Source organism: Actinomadura scrupuli (assembly GCF_050971785.1).
Lineage (GTDB): Bacteria > Actinomycetota > Actinomycetes > Streptosporangiales > Streptosporangiaceae > Actinomadura_E > Actinomadura_E scrupuli.
The window spans coordinates 442356-461235 of the sequence record NZ_JBPCCU010000007.1 but is presented as its reverse complement, the minus strand read 5'-3'; the positions used below and the strand labels follow the sequence as shown (position 1 = coordinate 461235).

At 71.8% G+C, this 18880-nt stretch carries 13 protein-coding genes and 1 pseudogene; 9 read left to right on the top strand and 5 right to left on the bottom strand.

The genetic code is table 11. From position 1 onward, the window contains the following. Positions 1–33 precede the first annotated feature (33 nt). Complete coding sequence (locus tag ACRYCC_RS30465; protein WP_433817168.1) at positions 34–1740, top strand: GAF domain-containing sensor histidine kinase; 1707 nt, start codon at positions 34–36, stop codon at positions 1738–1740. Positions 1741–1763: 23 nt separating this feature from the next. Here ACRYCC_RS30465 and ACRYCC_RS30460 read toward each other — a convergent pair whose 3' ends face one another. Genes ACRYCC_RS30460 through ACRYCC_RS30450 form a run of 3 tightly spaced genes read right to left on the bottom strand, consistent with a single transcriptional unit; the run spans position 1764 to position 5327 of the window. Then, positions 1764–4175, bottom strand: a complete 2412-nt coding sequence (locus ACRYCC_RS30460; RefSeq protein WP_433817167.1) for a glycoside hydrolase family 65 protein — start codon at positions 4173–4175, stop codon at positions 1764–1766. Continuing rightward, positions 4150–4893 (bottom strand): HAD family hydrolase, encoded by a 744-nt coding sequence (locus ACRYCC_RS30455; RefSeq protein ID WP_433817166.1) that lies wholly within the window; start codon positions 4891–4893, stop codon positions 4150–4152. The genes ACRYCC_RS30460 and ACRYCC_RS30455 overlap by 26 nt, the downstream gene beginning before the upstream one ends. Then, the gene (locus ACRYCC_RS30450) at positions 4893–5327 is read right to left on the bottom strand and encodes a universal stress protein (protein WP_433817165.1); all 435 of its coding nucleotides are present in this window, start codon (positions 5325–5327) and stop codon (positions 4893–4895) included. The genes ACRYCC_RS30455 and ACRYCC_RS30450 overlap by 1 nt, the downstream gene beginning before the upstream one ends. A gap of 241 nt (positions 5328–5568) precedes the next feature. On the opposite strand from ACRYCC_RS30450, the gene ACRYCC_RS30445 reads away from it, so the two are divergent. From ACRYCC_RS30445 to ACRYCC_RS30415, 7 genes and pseudogenes are all read left to right on the top strand, one after another. Further along, a complete protein-coding gene (locus ACRYCC_RS30445; protein ID WP_433817164.1) occupies positions 5569–7317 on the top strand; it encodes an NAD(P)H-dependent oxidoreductase subunit E in 1749 nt (582 codons plus the stop codon). Further along, positions 7317–9416: a molybdopterin-dependent oxidoreductase gene (locus ACRYCC_RS30440; RefSeq protein WP_433817163.1), complete on the top strand. Its 2100-nt coding sequence runs from the start codon at positions 7317–7319 to the stop codon at positions 9414–9416. Before ACRYCC_RS30445 ends, ACRYCC_RS30440 begins: the two co-directional genes overlap by 1 nt. Beyond that, positions 9413–9772 carry a molybdopterin dinucleotide binding domain-containing protein gene (locus ACRYCC_RS30435; protein ID WP_433817162.1) on the top strand — a complete coding sequence of 120 codons (360 nt, stop codon included), beginning with the start codon at positions 9413–9415 and terminating at the stop codon, positions 9770–9772. The genes ACRYCC_RS30440 and ACRYCC_RS30435 overlap by 4 nt, the downstream gene beginning before the upstream one ends. 60 nt (positions 9773–9832) lie before the next feature. Next, complete coding sequence (locus ACRYCC_RS30430) at positions 9833–10507, top strand: CBS domain-containing protein (protein WP_433817161.1); 675 nt, start codon at positions 9833–9835, stop codon at positions 10505–10507. Between the two features lie 154 nt (positions 10508–10661). Then, positions 10662–11657: a type I glyceraldehyde-3-phosphate dehydrogenase gene (gap, locus tag ACRYCC_RS30425; RefSeq protein WP_433817160.1), complete on the top strand. Its 996-nt coding sequence runs from the start codon at positions 10662–10664 to the stop codon at positions 11655–11657. Continuing rightward, positions 11581–12066: pseudogene (locus ACRYCC_RS30420) on the top strand (universal stress protein); the annotation flags it as partial. The gene gap and the pseudogene ACRYCC_RS30420, both read left to right, overlap by 77 nt. 42 nt (positions 12067–12108) lie before the next feature. Next, complete coding sequence (locus ACRYCC_RS30415; protein ID WP_433817222.1) at positions 12109–12543, top strand: universal stress protein; 435 nt, start codon at positions 12109–12111, stop codon at positions 12541–12543. Between the two features lie 33 nt (positions 12544–12576). Here the strand turns inward: ACRYCC_RS30415 and ACRYCC_RS30410 are convergent, their stop codons facing one another. Both ACRYCC_RS30410 and ACRYCC_RS30405 read right to left on the bottom strand, forming a co-directional pair. Next, positions 12577–15333, bottom strand: a complete 2757-nt coding sequence (locus ACRYCC_RS30410) for a cation-translocating P-type ATPase (protein ID WP_433817159.1) — start codon at positions 15331–15333, stop codon at positions 12577–12579. A gap of 4 nt (positions 15334–15337) precedes the next feature. After that, positions 15338–16024: a CBS domain-containing protein gene (locus ACRYCC_RS30405; RefSeq protein ID WP_433817158.1), complete on the bottom strand. Its 687-nt coding sequence runs from the start codon at positions 16022–16024 to the stop codon at positions 15338–15340. Positions 16025–16230: 206 nt separating this feature from the next. Between ACRYCC_RS30405 and ACRYCC_RS30400 the strand changes: the two genes are divergently transcribed. Beyond that, positions 16231–18864, top strand: a complete 2634-nt coding sequence (locus ACRYCC_RS30400) for a bifunctional acetate--CoA ligase family protein/GNAT family N-acetyltransferase (protein WP_433817157.1) — start codon at positions 16231–16233, stop codon at positions 18862–18864. Positions 18865–18880 lie beyond the last annotated feature (16 nt).

Genomic DNA, 18880 nt, shown 5'->3' with positions numbered 1-18880 from the left:
GTGGCGGATGTGTCAGGCAAGGGATCTGAGCCCGTGGGTGTTCGGGCCGATGAGGGGCACGCGCGGCTGATCTTGCCGCAGCTGAGGCTCGACGATCTTCTCACCGAGTTGCAGGCGCGGCTCGACACCGTGCTCGGTACCCGGGATCGGGTGCACGCGTTGCTGGAGGCGGTGGTCTCCATCGGCAGCGATCTGGATCTGGAGACGGCGCTGCGGCGGATCATCGAGGCGGCGTCGGCGCTGGTCGATGCCCGTTATGGGGCTTTGGGCGTGATCGGTGAGGGCGGTGGCCATCTGGCGCAGTTCATCACCGTGGGTGTCAGCGAGGAGGAGATCGAGGCGATCGGGCACTGGCCGCACGGCCACGGGATCCTGGGTCTGCTGATCAAGGAGCCGCATTCGCTGCGCCTGCCGGACCTCTCCGCGCATCCGGAGTCGTCGGGTTTCCCGGCACATCATCCGCCGATGCGGCGGTTCCTGGGGGTACCGATCCGGGTCCGGGAGGAGGTGTTCGGCAACCTTTACCTGACCGAGAAGGCCGGTGGCGGTGAGTTCGACGAGGAGGACGAGGCCATCGTGACCGCGCTGGCCACCGCCGCCGGGGTCGCGATCGAGAACGCCCGCCTGTATCAGGAGGCGCGGCGGCGGGAGCGCTGGTTGCAGGCGTCGGCGGAGGTCTCCAACGCGTTGTTGTCGGGCACCGCGCCGGAGGAGGTCGTGGGTCTGATCGCGCGGCGGGCCCGGGAGATCTGTGACGCGGATCTGGCCATGGTGTCGCTGGCCGATGAGGCGAGTGAGGAGCTGGTGGTGGCCGCGGCGGACGGCGGGCATGCCGAGGCCTTGCACGGGCTGCGGATTCCCCTCGGCGACGCCATGGCCGCCCGGGTCTATCGTGAGGGCACCGCGCTGCTGCTGGAAGACGGCGGCCGGGCCGCGGTCGGCCCCCATGCGCCCCCGGAACTCTCTTTCGGCCCGAGTCTGATGGTGGCACTGGGGTCGGGGCGGTCGGCGCGTGGGGTGCTGGCGGTGGTCAACCATTCCGGCCGGCCGGCGTTCAACGACGCGACCCTGCGGCTGCTGGAGCCGTTCGCCGCCCAGGCCGCGGTCGCGCTGGAGCTGGCCGAACGCCGCCGTGACGCGGAGCGGATCGTGGTGCTCGAGGACCGCGAGCGGATCGCCAAGGACCTGCATGACACGGTGATCCAGCGGTTGTTCGCCACCGCGATGACGTTGATGAGCGCCATCAAGATCACGCAGAAGACCGAGGTGGCCCGCCGCGTCCAGGGCGCCGTCGACGACCTCGACGACACCATCCGGCAGGTCCGCTCCACCATCTTCGCCCTGCAGGCCGATCCCGCCGACCACGGCCTGCGCAGCCGGATCCACGCCATCGCCGACACCGCCGCCGAGACCCTCGGCTTCGCCCCCTCCGTACGGCTCGACGGCCTGCTGGACACGGCCGTCGATCCAGAGACCGGCGAGCAACTCCTGGCCGTCCTCCAGGAAGCACTGTCGAACGTCGCCCGGCACGCCCAGGCCCGTGCGGTCAACATCACGATCGACGTACGCGACGAACTCATCCTGCGGGTCGAAGACGACGGCATCGGCATACCCCCCGGCGGCCGCCGCAGCGGACTGCGCAACATGGCGAACCGAGCCGAAGCACTCGGCGGATCGTTCATCACCCGCGGCGGCGCCCAGGGCGGAACCGTGCTGCTGTGGTGCGTCCCCGTACGGTGACGGAGCGCTGACGGCGGGACGGGTCACGGGTCCGCGGGGGCAGGGGCGGGGCCGGGACCGCTCGGCAGGGGGATCTCCCAGGTGGTCCCGGGCTGGATCGACTTCGTCCGGCCGGCGGCGGCCACCTCGATGGGCGAGGCGGCGCCGGGCCGCAGCGCCACCCGCAGCCGGTCCTGATGGCAGGTCACCTCCAGGCCCCAGTGGCCGCGGTAGCGCAGCGCGAACCGCAGTTCGCCGACCTCGGTGGGGAGCCGGGGGTTGAGGCAGAGGGTGTCGCCGCGCGGCTCGAGGCCGGCGAAGCACCGCTGGACCAGGTCGACGGTGCCGGCCATGGCGCCGAGATGGACGCCTTCCGCGGTCGTGCCGTGCTGGGCGTCGTCGATGTCGGCGTGCAGGGTCTCCAGGAACAGCCGCCAGGCCGCGTCGCCGTCGGTACGGGCCAGCAGCCACGCGTGGACGAGCGCGCTGAGCGTCGAGCCGTGGCTGGTGCGGGGGAGGTAGTAGCCGATCGTGCGGGCGATGAGCGCGGAGTCGTAGTCGTAGCCGAGCCGGGTGAGGACGTCCTCGAGTTCGCCGGGGGACAGGAGGTAGAACAGCATGAGCACGTCGGCCTGCTTGGACACCTGGTACCGGTTGGTGCTGTCGCCCTCGGCCTCCATGATCCGGTCCAGCCGCCGTACGTCCCCGTACTTCTCCCGGTAGGCCGCCCAGTCCAGCTCGGCCAGCGTGTCGTAGCCCTCGAACTGGCTCAGGACGCCCTGGTGGAAGACCAGGCGCATCTTGCGGCTCACGTCCTCGAACCGGGTGAGCTCCGCAGGCGTCAGCGCCAGCCGTTCGCGTAGTTCCGCGGCGCGGTCCTCGGGCAGCATGGTGAGCACGTCCAGGGCGCGGCGCAGCACCCAGACGGTCATCACGTTGGTGTAGGCGTTGTTGTCCAGCCCCGGTTCCGTGCGGTCGGGGTACCCGTCGTGGTACTCGTCGGGTCCCATCACGCCCCGGATCTCGTAGCGGTCCAGCGCGTGGTCGTAGGTGGCCAGCCCGGCGAAGAAGCGGGCGACCTCGAACAGGATCTCGGCGCCGTACTCGGCCAGGAACTCGAGGTCGCCGGTGGCCTCGTGGAACCGCCACACGTTGCAGGCGACGGCGAGCCCCACGTGCCGCTGCAGCCGGGAATGGTCGGGCAGCCATCGTCCCGAACGCGGGTTGAGGTGCAGCCGCTGGGTCTCCTCGCGGCCGTCGCTGCCGCTCTGCCAGGGGTACATCGCGCCGGTCAGCCCGGCCTCCCGGGCGGCCCAGCGGGCCTCGGGCAGCCGCCGCCACCGGTACATCAGCAGCGACCGGGCGATCTCGGGGAAGCGCAGGCTCAGGAACGGCATGATGAACAGCTCGTCCCAGAACACGTGCCCCCGGTAGGCCTCACCGTGCAGGCCTCGGGCGGGCGCGCCGGCGTCCAGGTCGACGCTGTGCTCGGAGACGGTCTGCAGCAGGTGGAACATGTGCAGGTTGAGCACCCGCTGGGAGTCCTCGTGGTCGAGGGAGATCCGGCAGCGCCGCCAGATCCTTCCCCAGGCCAGCGCGTGCCGTTCCAGCAGCTCGTCGAAGCCCGCCGCGCGCCGCACGTGCGCCCTCGCCGCCACGGCGCATTCGGAGATGGCCCGGTCCTTGGAGGTGAACACCGTGGCGACCTTCTCCACGGTCATCGGCACGCCTTCGGCCGCCTCCAGCATCAGGTCGCAGCTGACCTGCCCACGCCGCCGCTGCGCCGCCCGCTCCGGCTCCGCGCCGATCACCCGGGTCCGCGCGGCGACCGCCACGGCGATCTGCGAGGTCGCGGTGCGGGTACGCAGCCACATCACCTCACCCTCGGTGCCCTCGCCGTCCGGCCGCAGGTGCTCACCGGACAGGTCGCGGTAGCGGGCGACGCCGTCGTTGACGACCCGGCCGTCGAGCCCGCTGCGGATCTCCATCCGTCCCGACCAGTCCTCCGCCACGATCGTGGTCTCCAGCGCGGCCACATGCGGGTCGTCCATGGACACCAGCCTGCGCTGGGTGACCCGGCTGGTGCGCCCGGCGGCGTCCCGGACCCGGACGGTACGGGTGAGGACCCCGCGCCGGAGGTCCAGCTGCTGCCAGCAGGACAGCAGTCCGGCGGCGTCGAGGGTGAACCAGTCGCCGCCCTCGGCCCGGAAGGTCAGCGGCAGCCAGTTCGGGGCGTTGACGAGGTCCTCGTTCTCCAGCGCACGGCCGCCGACCTCGGAGGTCAGCCGGTCGTAGCAGCCCGCGAGGTAGGTTCCGGGATAGTGGATCCTGTCGGCGGCCGACTCGGGGGCGGCGCCCCGTGTCGCGAAGTAGCCGTTGCCCAGCGTGCAGAGCGCCTCACGAAGTGCCTCCCCCCGGGGGTCGTAGCCGTCATAGGTCAGCAGCCAGCGGCTCACGGTCACTCCCGTCGGATGTCAGTTCGGACAGGTCCGCGACGACGAGGTCCGCGCCGCTCGCCAGGAGGGCGGGCGCCTGCCCGTTGCGGTCGACGCCGATCACCAGGCCGAACCCGCCCCGCCGTCCGGCGGACACTCCGGCCAGCGCGTCCTCGACGACCGCGGTCCGCTCCGGGGGGACGCCGAGGCGGCGGGCCGCCTCCAGGAACAGCGCGGGGTCGGGTTTGCCCGCCAGCCCCAGCCGGGCGGACTCGACACCGTCCACCCGGACGTCGAACAGCCCGGAGACCCCCGCCCTGCTCAGGACCTCGGCGCAGTTGCGGCTTGCCGAGACCACGGCGGTGCGGACGTGGCGGCTGCGCAGGGCACGGACCAGGGCGACCGACGAGGGGAACGCGACGACGCCGCCGTGCCTGACCTGGTCCATGTAGAGGGCGTCCTTGCGGTCCCCCATCTCCGCGACGGCACGGCCGCCGGCCTGGACCCCACGCGAGGTGAGAAAGTCCCGTATCCCCTCGGATCTGGGCTTGCCGTCCACGTAGCGCAGATAGTCGGCGTGCTCGTCGAAGGGACGGTACTCCGTGCCGGCCGCGATGGCCCGGCCCCGCAGGAAGGCGTCGAAGACCACCTTCCAGGCGGCCGCGTGCAACCGCGCGGTGTCGGTGACGACCCCGTCGGTATCGAAGATCACCGCCTCCACCTCGCTGAGCCGGATCATCACCGCTCCCGGATGGCCGTGGCCGCGCCCTCGCAGATGACGACCCTGCACGGCGCTCCGGACACCACGGCCGGGATGGTGGCTCCGCCGAGCGGGTTGCCGTGCTCAGAACCCTCCCGCGCTCCGATGACCAGCAGGTCGGCGCCCCGGGCGGCCCGGACGAGCGCCTTCACCGGGTCACCGTGGACGATGCGCAGCCGGGTGGTGAGGTGCTGGGAGGTGGGCAGTGCGTTCGCCACCAGCGCGCGCAGCCGCAGCCAGGCGGCGGCCGTTCCCAGGAACGCCGGCGAGCCGGTGGGGGATATGACGCGGATGACGTCGAGCCTGGCGTGCCGCTCCTGGGCCTCCCTCGCCCCCCGCTGGAGCGCGGCCATCGAGTTCGGGGAGCCGTCGACACCGACGACCACGCACCGCTGTGCCGGGAAGATCTGCATGATCGGCCTCCTTGTCCACCTGCATCCTCGCCCGGCGGCCGGGTGCCGGCGCAGAGCCGAGAGACCCCGGCCGGCGGGACCTTGGCCACTTCTCAGGCTCCGCCCGGTCCGCGGAGCAGGGCCGGCGTGTCGATCTGCCGCGATGTGGTGACGCTCCGTTGGGTACAACCTGGTCGCGGCATCCTTCAGGGGAGGTCGGAGGGCCGGTCCCTCGGACCGGACACCGCCGACGGGGGAGCGGATGAACAGGTTCCGAGAAGGGTTCGTCGAATGGCAGGAGCGCTTCGGGGGATCGGGGGTCTCCGCAGGCGAGGGGCTGCGGCGTGCGAAGGCGGCACACGGAGTCGTCCGGGCTGACGACGTTCGCCGCGTCGCCGGGGAGCTGGGCTGGCCGGTCGCGGCGGTGTCCGGTACCGCGTCCTTCTACGCGGACTTCGCGGGCGGGGGGCAGGGCCGGCGTCATGTTCGTGTGTGTGAGGGGACGTCGTGTTTCGTGTCCACGCTGGGTCGCCACATAGATCGGCTCGAGGTGGCGCTCGGCGTCGGCCGTGGTGATCGTGCTCCGGATGGATCCGTGTCGTTGCAGGTCGTGCACTGCCTTGGATACTGCTACGCCTCGCCTGCGGCTCTGGATGGCCGGGTGCCGCGGGCCGGTCCGGCTCTGGACGGTCTGCTGACGGAGGCGACCGGCGGCGCTCGCACCACCCGCCAGGGCATTCGCTCCGAATTGCCTGATGTGTCCGATGGTGCACCGCCGGTGCCGTACCAGAATGCGAGTTCACGTGCCGTGCTCCTCGCCGGGCTGATCGGCGAAGAGGGGGCGTGGGAGGCGTGGCCGGAGGCGCTGGCGGCAGGGGCGGAGCGGGTGATCGCCGAGGTGGGCGCGGCCGGCCTGCGGGGCCGCGGGGGAGCCGAGTTCCCGGTGACGGTGAAGTGGTCCGCCGCGGCGGCGGGGCCGGCTCCCCGCTATGTGGTCGCCAACGGCGACGAGGGCGACCCGGGCTCGTTCTGTGATCGCCTCCTGATGGAAGGCGATCCCCACCGGGTTCTGGAGGGCCTGGCGTTGGCCGGCTTCGCCGTCGGTGCCGCCCGCGGAGTCGTCCTGGTGCGTTCGGAGTATCCGGCGGCCCTGGCGCGGATGCGCACGGCCGTCACGGAGGCGAGGGCGTCCGGTCATCTGGGTGCCGACGTCCACGGGTCCGGATTCGGCTTCGACGTGGAGGTGGTCGAGGGCGCGGGCTCCTACGTGGCGGGTGAGGAGACGGCGCTGCTGCACCTGCTGCAGGGGTTGCGGGGGAGTGCCCGTGCCCGGCCTCCCTACCCGACCAGCCGAGGCGTCGGCGGGAGACCGACCGCGGTGAACAACGTGGAGACGCTCGCCGCGGTGCCGTGGATCGTCCGCCATGGCGGCGCGGCGTACCGGCGCCTGGGTCTGCCGGACGAGCCGGGCACCAAGCTGGTGTGCCTGAGCGAGCGCTTCCGCCGGCCTGGAGTGTACGAAGTCGAGTTCGGCGTGCCGCTGCGCCTCATCGTCGAGGATCTCGGCGGGGGACTGCGCGAAGGACGCACCCTGCGGGCCGTGCAGATCGGCGGGCCGCTGGGAGGTTTCCTCTCCCCGGCGGAGACGCACGTCCCGCTCAGCGCGGGGGCGCTCGCCGAGGCCGGGGTGGCGCTGGGCCACGGCAGTCTCGTCGCGGTCGACACCGACGTGCCGGCAGGTGAGCTGCTCCGCCACGTGTGGTCGTTCGCCGCATCGGAGAGCTGCGGTGCCTGCGTGCCGTGCCGGGTGGGTTCGCGGCGCGGCCTCGAGCTCGCGGAGCGGATCGCCGCCGCGCCGGCCGGGCAGGTCGATGCGGCGCTGGCGACCCAGGAGCGGGTGGCGCAGGTCATGCAGGTCGGCAGCCTGTGCGCGTTCGGCCGCAATGTGCCCGGCTCGGTACGCAGCCTGGTGCGGGTTTACCGGGACGATCTGGAAAGCGGTGCTTCGTGATGCGCCTGCGGGTGGGCGAGGTTCTTGTCGAGCTGCCGGAGCGGGCCAGCGTGCTGGAGGCCGTCCGCGCCGCGGGCATCTGGTTGCCGGCCTTGTGCGACGACGACCGGCTCTCCCCGCAGGGCTCGTGCCGGGTGTGCCTGGTCGGAGTCGAACCCGGCCTGGTGGTGGCCGCCTGCACCACGCCCGCAGCCGACGGCATGGTCGTGCACCCGGATGATCCGCGGGCCCGCCGAGCGGCCCGGGGCTCCCTGGAAATGATCGTCTCGGAGCTGCCGCCCCGGGCGCTGGAGGTCCCGGCGGACCGGAGCGAACTGGTACGGGCCTGCCGGGAGCTCGGCGTGACCGGGACCGAGTTCGGCGGTGCCGGGCACACGGCCGGTGCCGACCACTCGCACCCGTACGTCAAGCTGGACCGTGACCTGTGCATCGCCTGCGGGCGATGCGTGCGGATGTGCGCGGAAGTGCAGGGCACGTTCGCACTGGAGCTCACCGGACGCGGGTTCGATACCGTCGTGACGGCGGGGGCGGGTGAGCCGTGGGTGTCCTCACCCTGCGTGGGATGCGGCGGCTGTGTCGACAGCTGCCCGACCGGCGCGCTGTCCGAACCCGGTTTCCTCGACCCCCGCCCCATGGCCCGGGCGGTGACCACGACCTGCGGATACTGCGGAGTGGGCTGCACGCTCCGGGTCCACGTCCGGGACGAGGCCGTGGCCGCCATCACCCCGGTCCATGACGCGCCGGTCAACCGGGGCCACGCCTGCGTCAAGGGGCGCTTCGCGCACGCCTTCGCCCGTTCACGGGAGCGGCTCACGACGCCGCTGGTCCGCCGCGGAGGACGGGGGTCCCCGCTCGAACCGGCGTCCTGGGCGGAGGCCGTCGGCCTGGTCGCCGAACGCCTCTCCGCACTCCGGCACGATCACGGAGCCGACGCGATCGGGTTCATCTCCTCGGCCAGGGCCACCAACGAGGAGAACTACCTCGTGCAGAAGTTCGCGCGCAGCGTGATCGGCACCAACAACGTCGACAACTGCTCACGGCTGTGTCATGCGCCTTCGGCGGCAGGGCTCACCGCCACGTTCGGCCTGGCGGGCGGCACCAACTCGCTCGACGACCTCGACGACGCCGACTGCTTCCTGCTCGCCGGGGCGAATCCCACCGAAGCGCACCCGGTCGTGGGAGCCCGCATCAAGCAGCGCGTCCTGGGCGGTGCCCGCCTCATCGTGATCGACCCCCGCAGCACCGAACTCGCCGTGCTCGCCGACGTGCACCTGCGGGGCAGACCGGGTTCGAACGTCGCCGTCTTCAACGGGCTCGCGCGGGTGCTCATCGACGAGGGACTCACCGACCGGGACTTCCTCGCCGGGCGGGCGACCGGGCTGACCGAACTCACGGCACTGCTGAGCGACTACCCGCCCGACCGGGTGGCGCGGATCGCCGGCGTGCCGCCGGAGGGCCTCCTGGCGGCCGCCCGCCTGTACGGTGGTGCGCGCCGGCCGGCCATCGTCTACGGGCTGGGAATCACCGAACACGCCCATGGCACCGACGGGGTGCGCACGCTGGCCAATCTGGCGATCCTCAAGGGCGCGGTCGGAACCCTGGGCTGCTGCGGGGTGTTACCGCTGCGCGGGCAGAACAACGTCCAAGGCGCCTCCGACATGGGGGCGCTCCCCGACCTGCTGCCCGGCTACCAGCCGGTCACCGACACCTCGGTGCGCGAACGCTTCGCACGCGCCTGGGGCCGACCCGTACCCGACCGGCCAGGCCTGCGGATCCCGCAGATGTTCGACGCCGCGGTCAGCGGTCGCCTCAAGGCGCTGTACGTCATCGGCGAGGACATCGCCCAGACCGATCCCGACACCGGCCATGTCCTGTCCGCGCTGCCCGGCTGGACCGCGACGGCCCGCTGCACTGGCCCTGCCACGGCCCCGATGATCCGGGCGAAGCAGCCCTCTACCTGGGCCGCTTCGCCACCCCGACCGGGCGCGCGGCACTCGCCGCACGCCCGTACCTGCCGCCCGGCGAGCAGCCGGACGGCAGGTTCCCCTACGTTCTGGTCACCGGCCGCCGGCTGGCGCACTACAACACCGGTTCGATGACGCGCCGGACGGCCAACACCGAACTGCTCTTCGAGGAGACACTCGACATCAGCCCCGCGGACGCGGACAGGCTCGCCGTCCAGGACGACGACCTCGTCGAGATCACCAGCCGCCGCGGTTCCCTCGTCCTTCCCGCCCGCGTCACCGGAGAGGTCGCGCCCGGTGAGGTGTTCGCCGCCTTCCACTTCCCCGGCACCCCGAGCAACCAGCTCACCTCGGCTCACACCGACACGATCACCGGCTGCCCCGAGTACAAGGTCACGGCAGTCGCGCTGCGCCCCGTGCACCGGGCCCCGGCGGTGGACTCGCAGGTGGCGGGGGCCGAAGACCCGCCATCTGAGGACCTTAGCCGCTGAAGGCCTTCTGCTCCCGGATGCGACGCTGAGGGGAGGAGGCCCGAGTCAGAGAGGCGCATCATGAGCATTTCCGTGAGGGAACTGATGACCGACCGGGTGATCGCCGTGCGGGAGAACGCCACTTTCGCCGAGATGGTCGCGGTGGTGCGCCGGTACGATCTCGCCTCCATGCCGGTGATCGACGAGGGCGATCACGTCGTCGGCATCGTGTCGGAGGACGATCTCCTGCTCAAGGAGGCGGGAGGACCTCCCTACGCGCGTCCCTTCGGCCGCTTCCTACGGCGACGGGACCATCGCAAGGCGGCCGGGACGACCGCCGGCGAAGTGATGAGCTCGCCGGCCGTGACGGTGACTCCGGCCACTCCGGCACGGGAGGCGGCGCGTCTGATGCACCGGCGCGGGATCCACCAGCTTCCCGTGGTCGATGCCGGGAACGGCCGTCTGAAGGGGATGCTGAGCAGATCCGACCTGCTGGCGGTGTACCAACGCCCAGATGAGGACATCCGCCGGGAGATTCTGGCGGACGTCATCGAGGACGGCTTCGCCCTGGACCCCGGTGGCTTCACGGTGACCGTCGTGCGGGGGATCGTCGACCTCCATGGCAACGTCGAGCGCCGGGTGGTCATCGGGCCGCTCGCCGAGGCGATCGGACGGGTGGACGGCGTCATCCAGCTCAGGAACCACCTGACGGCGCTCTGGGACGACGTCTCACCGACCCCTCCCAAAGTCCTCTGACGGTGGGTGCGGCACCCCGGCGAAGCGCGCGACGACGAAACGGTGGCGCACCTCTCCGGCCGGGGTTCGGTCATCTCATCCGCAGGGACCTTCGGCACTGGGAGACGCGGGTCGAATCGCCGATTCTGGGAGTGGTGACCTTGAGGAGGCGGAGATGAGCACTCGGATCGGGATCAACGGCTTCGGCCGCATCGGCCGCAACTACCTGCGGTGCGCACTGGACCGGGGTCATGAGGTAGTCGCGATCAATGACGTCACCGACCCGGCGACGCTGGCATATCTGCTCAGGTACGACTCGACCTATGGCCCGCTCGGCTGGGATGTCGCGGTGCGCGGTGCGGCGCTGGTGGTGGACGGCCGGACGATCCCGGTGACCTCCGAACGCGACCCTGCGGACCTGGACTGGGGCGCATACGGGGCCGACATCGTCATCGAGTCGACCGGCCGGTTCCGCGAAAGGGACGACGCCGCACTACATCTCAAGTCAGGGGCCAGGAAGGTCGTCCTCTCGGCGCCCGGCAAGAACGCGGACGCGACGATCGTGATGGGTGTCAACGAGGAGACCTATGACGCCGCCCGGCACGACGTGGTGTCCAACGCCTCGTGCACGACGAACTGTGTCGCGCCGATGGCCAAGGTGCTCAATGACGCGTTCGGCATCGTCAAGGGCTACATGACGACCATCCACGGCTACACCAACGACCAGGTGCTGCTCGACTCCCCGCACAGGGATCTGCGCCGGGGCCGCTCGGCCGGCGTCAACATGATCCCCACCAGCACGGGCGCCGCCAAGGCCGTCGGCCTGGTGATCCCCGAGCTCGAAGGACGGTTCGACGGAATGGCGTTGCGGGTGCCGGTCGAGGACGGCTCACTGGTCGATCTGGCCTGCGTGCTGGAGACGGAGGTCACCGCCGGTGAGGTCAACGCGGCCTTCCACGAGGTCGGTCCCGGCCTGGCCCGGATCATCAGATACACCACCGAACCCGTCGTCTCCCGGGATGTCGTCGGAGACGCGTCCTCGTGCGTCTTCGACTCCTCCCTGACCCAGGCCAACGGCGATCTGATCAAGGTCTATGGCTGGTACGACAACGAGTGGGGTTACACCAACCGGCTCGCCGACCTCATCGAGTACATCTCCGTGGCCTCCTGAGAACCCCGGGAAGAAGATCAACGTGGAGCCCATCGTCGTCGGTACCGACGGGTCGCCGGCCGCCGACCGCGCGGTCGTCTGGGCGTCGGGAGCGGCCGCGGCGCGCGGCCTGCCGCTGCACCTCGTCCATGCCGCTCCGCCCTACCGGGGCGGGTTGTGACCGTCCGCGGGCGTCTCCGGCCGGCCGCGGAGTCTGGTCCTGGCCGACGCCGCCGCACTGGCGAGGAAGCGGCAACCCGGGATGGAGGTGACCACCGAGCTCTCTTCGGAGTCTCCCGTCGCCGCCCTGTGCGCGCACGCGGCACGGGGCCGTGAGATCGTCGTCGGGCACCGCGGACACGACGGTTTCACCGGTCTCCTGCTCGGCTCCACCGGGCTGCGGGTCGCGAGCCGTACCCCCGGTGTCGTCGTGGTGGTCAGGGGTGACCCGGCCGACGCGCGGGGCGAGATCATGGTCGGCATCGACGGTTACCACATTTCCTGGGCGGCGCTGGAGTACGCCTGCGAAGTGGCTGTGGCGCGGAAGGCGCTGCTGAACGTCGTGGAGATCTGGCCGGTGCCCGCCTCGCTGCGCGACGGCGCCCCCTCCGTTCTCATCCGGCGCGCGCTCGCCGACGCCCAGCAGCGACTGGACCAGGCCGTGGAGTCCTGCCGGGAGAGGTATCCCGGCCTTGAGATCAGCGATCGTGCCGTGCCGGGCCATCCCGTCGGGACGCTGGCGGAGCGCTCCGGGGGCGCCGATCTGCTGGTCGTCGGCGCCCGGGGGCGGGGCACGGTCGCCGCGCCGTTCGCCGGTTCGGTCGGCCACGGCCTCGCGCACCACGCGAAGTGCCCCGTGGCGATCGTGCGGTCTCTTCCGGGTGGGGACGCGGACGCGGCACGGTGACGCATATCCCCGGGCGGGCGGCCACGGGACGATCTACCGTCGGCGCAGGCGCCGGCGGTAGATCTCGTCGACGCCCCAGACGACGAGCGGGAACGGAATCAGCAACAGCAGCAGCGCGGGGTTCGGCAGGGCGGTGCCGAACACGTGCTGCAGCGGGGGCAGGGTGATCACGGCCGCCGCGAAGACGATCTCGAAGGCCATGCCCCACAGCAGCAGCCGGTTGGTGGTCAGGCCGATCGAGCGCAGTGACGCGGTCTGGGTGCGGGCGGCGAAGGCGGTGCCGATCTGGCAGGCCACAATGCCGAGGAAGCTCATGGTGGTGGCCTGCAGCCAGAGGTGGTGCCATGCGGTGCCCGGCCCGGTGGGGTCGCCGGGCCGCCAGCCGCCGGTGTACAGGGTGAGGAAGAAGCCGGCCATGACCAGGCCGGCCGACACTCCGCCGAGCAGCGCCCAGGCACGGAACAGCATCCGGCGGTGGATGACCCCTTGGCCGCGTGGCCGCGGGGGGCGTTCCATCAACCCGGGTTCGGCCGGCTCCCGGCCGAGGGCCAGCGCGGGGAGTGTCTCGGTGCCCAGATCGATCGCCAGGATCTGCAACACGGTGAGCGGCAGCGGAATCTGACCGCCGGACATGGCGAAGACCAGGAAGGGCACGACCTCCGGAGTGGCGTGGGCGAAGATGTAGAGGATGAACTTGCGTACGTTGTCGTAGACCTGCCGGCCGGCCTGGACCGCGGTGACGATGGTGGCGAAATTGTCGTCCGTGAGCACCATGGTCGCGGCCTCACGAGCGACGTCCGTGCCCGAGCGTCCCATCGCCACGCCGATGTCCGCGCGCCGCAGCGCGGGTGCGTCGTTGACGCCGTCGCCGGTCATGGCCACCACCTGGCCCTGCGCTCGAAGAGCATCGGCGATCCGCAACTTGGCCTCGGGAGAACTGCGCGCGAAGATCAGTTCGTTGCCTTCGGCGAGCAGCCGGTCGAGATCCTGGTCGCTCATCTTCTCCAGCTGGTCGCCGGTGACGACCTGTGCGCCGTTCCGGCCGATGCCGACGCGGCGGGCGATCTCGGCCGCGGTAAGGCCGTGGTCGCCGGTCACCACGATGAGCCGTATCCCGGCGGTGTGGCAACGGGTGACGGCGGCGGCGACCTCGGGGCGTGGCGGGTCGAACATCGCGACCACGCCGAGCAAAGTCAGGTCCCGCTCTGCGTCCTCGCGTCGAGCGGGGATCGCCGAGTCCGGGCCGAGGTCCCGCCGGGCGACGGCGATGAGCCGCAGCCCCTGTGACGCGTAGTCGGCCACGACTTGAGAGATCTCCTCCCGTTCCCCCTGGCCGAGCGGACGATCGTCGCCGTCAGGGCCGGGGAGGTGGGAGACGCGGGCGAGCACGTTCTCGGGCGCTCCCTTGGTGTGCACCCACAGGCGCCCGTCGAGCTCGTCGATGGTCGACATCAGCCGCAACGCCGGATCGAAATGGAACTGGCGGCGGCGGTCCCGGGCGCGGTCGGCGGGGGAGACGACGGCGCCGAGCTCGGTGGCCGCCTGGAGCAGTGCGATCTCGGTCGGGTCGCCGGTGGCCTGCTCGGGCCCGGCCGCGTTCAGTTCGGCGTTGTTGCAGGCACCGAGCGCACGGGCGATCAGCGGCAGTGCGGGCACGCCGTCCCCCGGGTCGGCCCTGTTCAGCTCGATCTGTCCGCCGCCAGGTGCCCAGAGGCCGGTGACGCTCATCCGGTTCTGCGTGAGCGTGCCGGTCTTGTCGGTGCAGATGGTCGTGGTGGAGCCCAGGGTCTCCACGGCGCTGAGCCGCTTGACCACCGCCCCCGATCGGGCGAGTCGCCGTACGCCCACGGCCAGTGCCAGGGTGATCGTCGGCAGCAGGCCCTCGGGCACGTTGGCGACCAGCAGCCCGATCGCGAAGGTCAGCGCGTCGCCCAGCGGAAGCCCGGCCGCCAGGGTTCCCAGCGGCAGGAATGCCACCCCGACGCCGACGGCGACCGCCGCGATCAGCCAGGCGACCCGCTTGACCTGCCGTTCCAGTGGGCTGTCCTCGCGGCCGACGCGCTGGGAGAGCGCCGCGATCCGGCCCAGCTCGGTCCGCATGCCGGTGGCGAACACCAGTACCTTCGCCTCGCCGCCGGTACAGGAGGTGCCGCTGAAGAGCAGGTCACGCGCGTCGAGCAGCGGGCCCGTGGTGTCGACGAACTCGGCGGAGCGGTACGCCGGCATCGACTCCCCGTTCAGCGTGGACAGGTCGACCTCGACCGAGCCTTCGAGGATGCGCGCGTCGGCCGGAATCCGATCACCCTCCTCGATGATCAGTACGTCGCCGGGGACCAGGTCGCGGGCGTCGACGAGTTGGCGGCGGCCGTCCCGGATCGTCATGGCCCGGGACGGGATGTAGCGGGCGAGTGCCTCGACGGCTCGCTCGGCCTGCTGTTCCTGCGCGAACGCGAACGCCGCGTTCACCAGGATCACCGCGACGATCGCCACGCTCAGTGCCGGTGTCCCGGCCACCAGGGCCAGGCCGGCGGCCGTCCACAGCAACAACGCCAGCGGGTGGGTGAACTGTGCGGACAGTTCGCGGGTCCAGTGCCTGCCGCGTCGCCGGCTCAGCTCGTTCGGACCTTGGACGACCAGCCTGCGGGCCGCCTCCATGGCGGCCAGGCCATCCGCGCGGGTCCGTAGGTCTCGCAGCAGCAGGGTGACGGACTCGCGTGGATCCCGCGCCTCGGGATCCTCCATGGGGACGTCCGTGCGGACCGGCGCGGTCTCGGGCTCGCCGCCGGGCATCTCGCTACCTTCGGTGTCGCTGGGTGCCGGAGGCGGTGTCGTCCAGCTCGAAGGTCAGCTCGTCGACCACGCGAACGACCCCTTCGACCGCGGCGGTCAGGCGTACGGCGATGGGGATGAGGCTTTTCGCGTCCAGCCGACCCTTCAGCACGACCACGCCGTCGCAGACATCGACCTGCAGAAGCCTGACGTCCTGCCACAGGTAGTGGCGCAGGACCTCGCCGACCACCTCGTCGCGGATGTCCTCGTCGCTGCGCAGGAAGACGCGCAGCAGGTCCCTGCGGGTCACGATGCCCACCAGCCGCTCGTTCTCGTCCACGACGGGCAGCCGCTTGAAGCCGCGCATCGCCATCAGCCGGGCGGCCTCCACGAGCGTGGTCGGCGGTGTCACCGCGATCGCCGGCGTGTTCATCACCTCGGCCGCGGTGCTGCCCTCCGCCTGCTCCCGGCTCTTGCGGTGGCGCGGGGTCTCGAAGAACCGCGGGGTGTCCTCCAACGGCGACTTGAACTCCTCCTTGCGCAGCAGGTCGTTCTCGGAGACCACGCCGAGCACCCGGTCGTCGGCCCCGAGGACGGGTACCCCGCTGATCCCGCGCAGGGTCAGTATCCGGGCGATCTCGTTGAACGGGGTCTCGGGACGGACCGTGACCACGTCGGTGGTCATGACATCGCTGACCGTTGCTCGCCTCATGATCGGCCTCTTCTCTCGCCAGTGGGGCCTTCCCAGCGTCGCCGCCCGATGGCCGCTGCGGCAGGGCCGACGGGTCCCCTGCGCAGGGACCTTCGGCCCTGACGCCGCCCTGCCCGATCACCGGGACGGTCCGAAGGGCCGAAGGTCCCATGGCCCGGTGACCTCCGCCGCTGACCCTGGCCGCCCCCAGAGCGGACGCTTACGGCATGACCGAACTCGCGGCATCCGCCTACGCCCTCCTCACCGACGGCACCGAGATCGAGATCCGCGCGTTGTGCGCGGCGGACCTCGAAGCCGTACGACGCATGCATCGGCAGCTGTCGCGGGAGAGCCTCTATCTGCGTTTCTTCAGCTTCAGCCCCCATGCCGCCGACCAGATGGCCGACCGGCTGTGCAGAGCGGCCGGCCCCGGGCACGCGGCGGTTTCGGCCTGGCTGAACGGGGAGCTCGTGGGCGTGGCCGGGTACGAACCCGATCGCGAGAACGCCGAGGTCGCCGAGATGGCACTCGCCGTCGCCGACCGCATGCACCACCGCGGCGTGGGCACGCTACTGCTGGAGCACCTGGGCTCGCTCGCCCGCGCGCAGGGCATCCGGGCGTTCCGCGCCGACGTCCTGGCGCAGAACCATCCGATGCTGCGGGTCATCGCCGCCGCCGGGTTCGAGGTACGCAGGGAGACGAGCTCCGGAGTCGTCGAGCTCATGCTCACCCTTGATCCTGATGAGCGGTATCTGGACACGGTCGCCGAGCGCGAACGCAGTGCGGACGTGGCCAGCCTCACCCATCTTCTGCGGCCGTCCTCCGTCGCCGTGATAGGTGCGGGGCGCCGGCCAGGCTCGGTCGGCCGGGCCATTCTGCGGAGCGTGCGCACGTCCGGATTCGCCGGCGCCCTGTACGCGGTCAACCCGCACGCCGGTGACCGGTTGATGACGGTGCCGTGCGTGGCGTCGGTCGAGGGCCTGCCGGAGGCGCCCGAACTCGCCGTGATCACCGTGCCCGCCGCCCAGGTGGCCGAGGTCGCCCGGGCCTGTGGACGGCGTGGTGCCCGGGCGCTGGTCGTCGTCACCTCCGGCCTGGACGAGGCGGCGTCCCGTGAGCTGCGGGAGGCCTGCCACCGGTACGGGATGCGGCTGGTCGGCCCGAACTGCCTCGGCATCGCCAACACCGAGTGCCTGGACGTGACCTTCGCCCCGCAGCATCCCGCCCGGGGCCGGGCGGGGGTCGTCGTCCAGTCCGGCGGGGTGGGCATCGCGCTGATGGAGCAGCTGTCGCGGCTCGGCGTCGGGGTCTCCTCGTTCGTGTCGGCGGGCGACAAGTACGACGTGAGCGCCAACGACCTGCTGCAGTGGTGGGAGTCCGACGGCGTCACCCGGCTGGGCGTGCTGCATCTGGAGTCGTTCGGCAACCCGCGCAAGTTCGCCCGTACGGCCGCCCGGGTCGCCCGCCGGATGCCGTTGCTCACGGTGGTGGCGGGCCGCTCCGCCGCGGGGCGCAGGGCGGCGGCCTCGCACACCGCGGCCGCCGCGACCCCTACCGTCACCCAGGAGGCGCTCTTCGCCCAAGCGGGTGTGATCGCCACGCACAGCCTGGGCGAACTCGTCGGGGCCGCTGCCCTGCTCGGTCACCAGCCGGTGCCGGCGGGGCCCCGCGTCGCGATCGTCTCGAATGCCGGCGGCGCCGGCGTGCTGGCCGCCGACGCCTGCTGCGACGCCGGGCTGACCGTCGCCACGCTCGGCGAGAGCACTCGCACGGAGCTCGCCCGGCTGCTGCCCGCCACGGCCGCCTGCGACAGCCCCGTCGACACGACCGCGGCCGTCGACGCCGCCCTCTACCGCCGTTGCCTCGAACTGGTCGCCGCCGACAGCGGTGTGGACGCCGTGATCGCGGTGATCTGCCCCACGGCGGTCAGCGTCCCGACCTCGGCGCTGTCGGGCGACGCGCCGGCCAAACCGCTGGCCGCGGTGGTGCTGGACCAGCCGGAGAGCGTGGTCACGCGCTACGGCGATATCCCCTGTTACTCCTGCCCGGAGGACGCCGCCCGTGCCCTCGGCCATGCCTGGTCGTACGGCCGCTGGCTCGCCCGTCCCCGGGGCGTCATGCCGGTCCTCGACGACGTCCGTTCCGGGAGGGCCGGGGAACTCATCGAGGCGTTCCTGCGGACCCACCCGGAGGGCGGCTGGCTCTCACCCCCCGAGACGATGACACTGCTCGGCCACTACGGGCTGCCGATGGCCGACTGGTGCTGGGCGGAGTCGGCCGATGACGCCGCCCGCGCCTGCGTGAGCCTCGGCGGTCACGTGGCGATGAAGGCACACGTACCCGGCGTCGTCCACAAGAGCGAGGCGGGCGCGGTCCAGCTCGGGCTGAGCGGTCCCGCCGAGGTCCGCGACGCCTACCACCGGTTCCACGACCGGTTCGGGGAGACCCTCGAGGGCGTCCTCCTCCAGCCGATGCAGCCGGACGGCGTCGAGGTCCTCTGCGGAGTCGTCCAGGAACCGGTGTTCGGGCCACTGGTGGTCTTCGGGCTGGGCGGCACCGCCGCCGACGCGCTGGCCGACCGTACCGCCCGGCTCACACCCCTCACCAGCACCGACGCCGCGGACATGGTCGCCTCGCTGAGAGCCTCCTCCCTGCTGTCGGGACCGTACGCCCACGTCGGCGCCACCGCCGTCAGGAACGTCCTCGTGCGGCTCGGCCGGCTCGCCGACGACCATCCGGAGATCGCCGAACTCGACCTCAATCCCGTGATCGTCCTCCCCGACACCGCCGTGGCGGTCGACGCGCGAGTGCGCGTCACCCCACGCCAGAGCTGGGACCCCTACCTGCGCAGACTGCGCTGACCACCGAAGGAGATCA

Coding starts and splice junctions, on each gene's coding strand:
- ACRYCC_RS30455 (WP_433817166.1), bottom strand. CDS start 4,893: ATGATCCGGCTCAGCGAGGTGGAGGCGGTGATCTTCGATACCGACGGG.
- ACRYCC_RS30450 (WP_433817165.1), bottom strand. CDS start 5,327: ATGCAGATCTTCCCGGCACAGCGGTGCGTGGTCGTCGGTGTCGACGGC.
- ACRYCC_RS30445 (WP_433817164.1), top strand. CDS start 5,569: ATGAACAGGTTCCGAGAAGGGTTCGTCGAATGGCAGGAGCGCTTCGGG.
- ACRYCC_RS30440 (WP_433817163.1), top strand. CDS start 7,317: ATGCGCCTGCGGGTGGGCGAGGTTCTTGTCGAGCTGCCGGAGCGGGCC.
- ACRYCC_RS30435 (WP_433817162.1), top strand. CDS start 9,413: ATGACGCGCCGGACGGCCAACACCGAACTGCTCTTCGAGGAGACACTC.
- ACRYCC_RS30430 (WP_433817161.1), top strand. CDS start 9,833: ATGAGCATTTCCGTGAGGGAACTGATGACCGACCGGGTGATCGCCGTG.
- gap (WP_433817160.1), top strand. CDS start 10,662: ATGAGCACTCGGATCGGGATCAACGGCTTCGGCCGCATCGGCCGCAAC.
- ACRYCC_RS30415 (WP_433817222.1), top strand. CDS start 12,109: ATGGTCGGCATCGACGGTTACCACATTTCCTGGGCGGCGCTGGAGTAC.
- ACRYCC_RS30410 (WP_433817159.1), bottom strand. CDS start 15,333: ATGCCCGGCGGCGAGCCCGAGACCGCGCCGGTCCGCACGGACGTCCCC.
- ACRYCC_RS30405 (WP_433817158.1), bottom strand. CDS start 16,024: ATGAGGCGAGCAACGGTCAGCGATGTCATGACCACCGACGTGGTCACG.
- ACRYCC_RS30400 (WP_433817157.1), top strand. CDS start 16,231: ATGACCGAACTCGCGGCATCCGCCTACGCCCTCCTCACCGACGGCACC.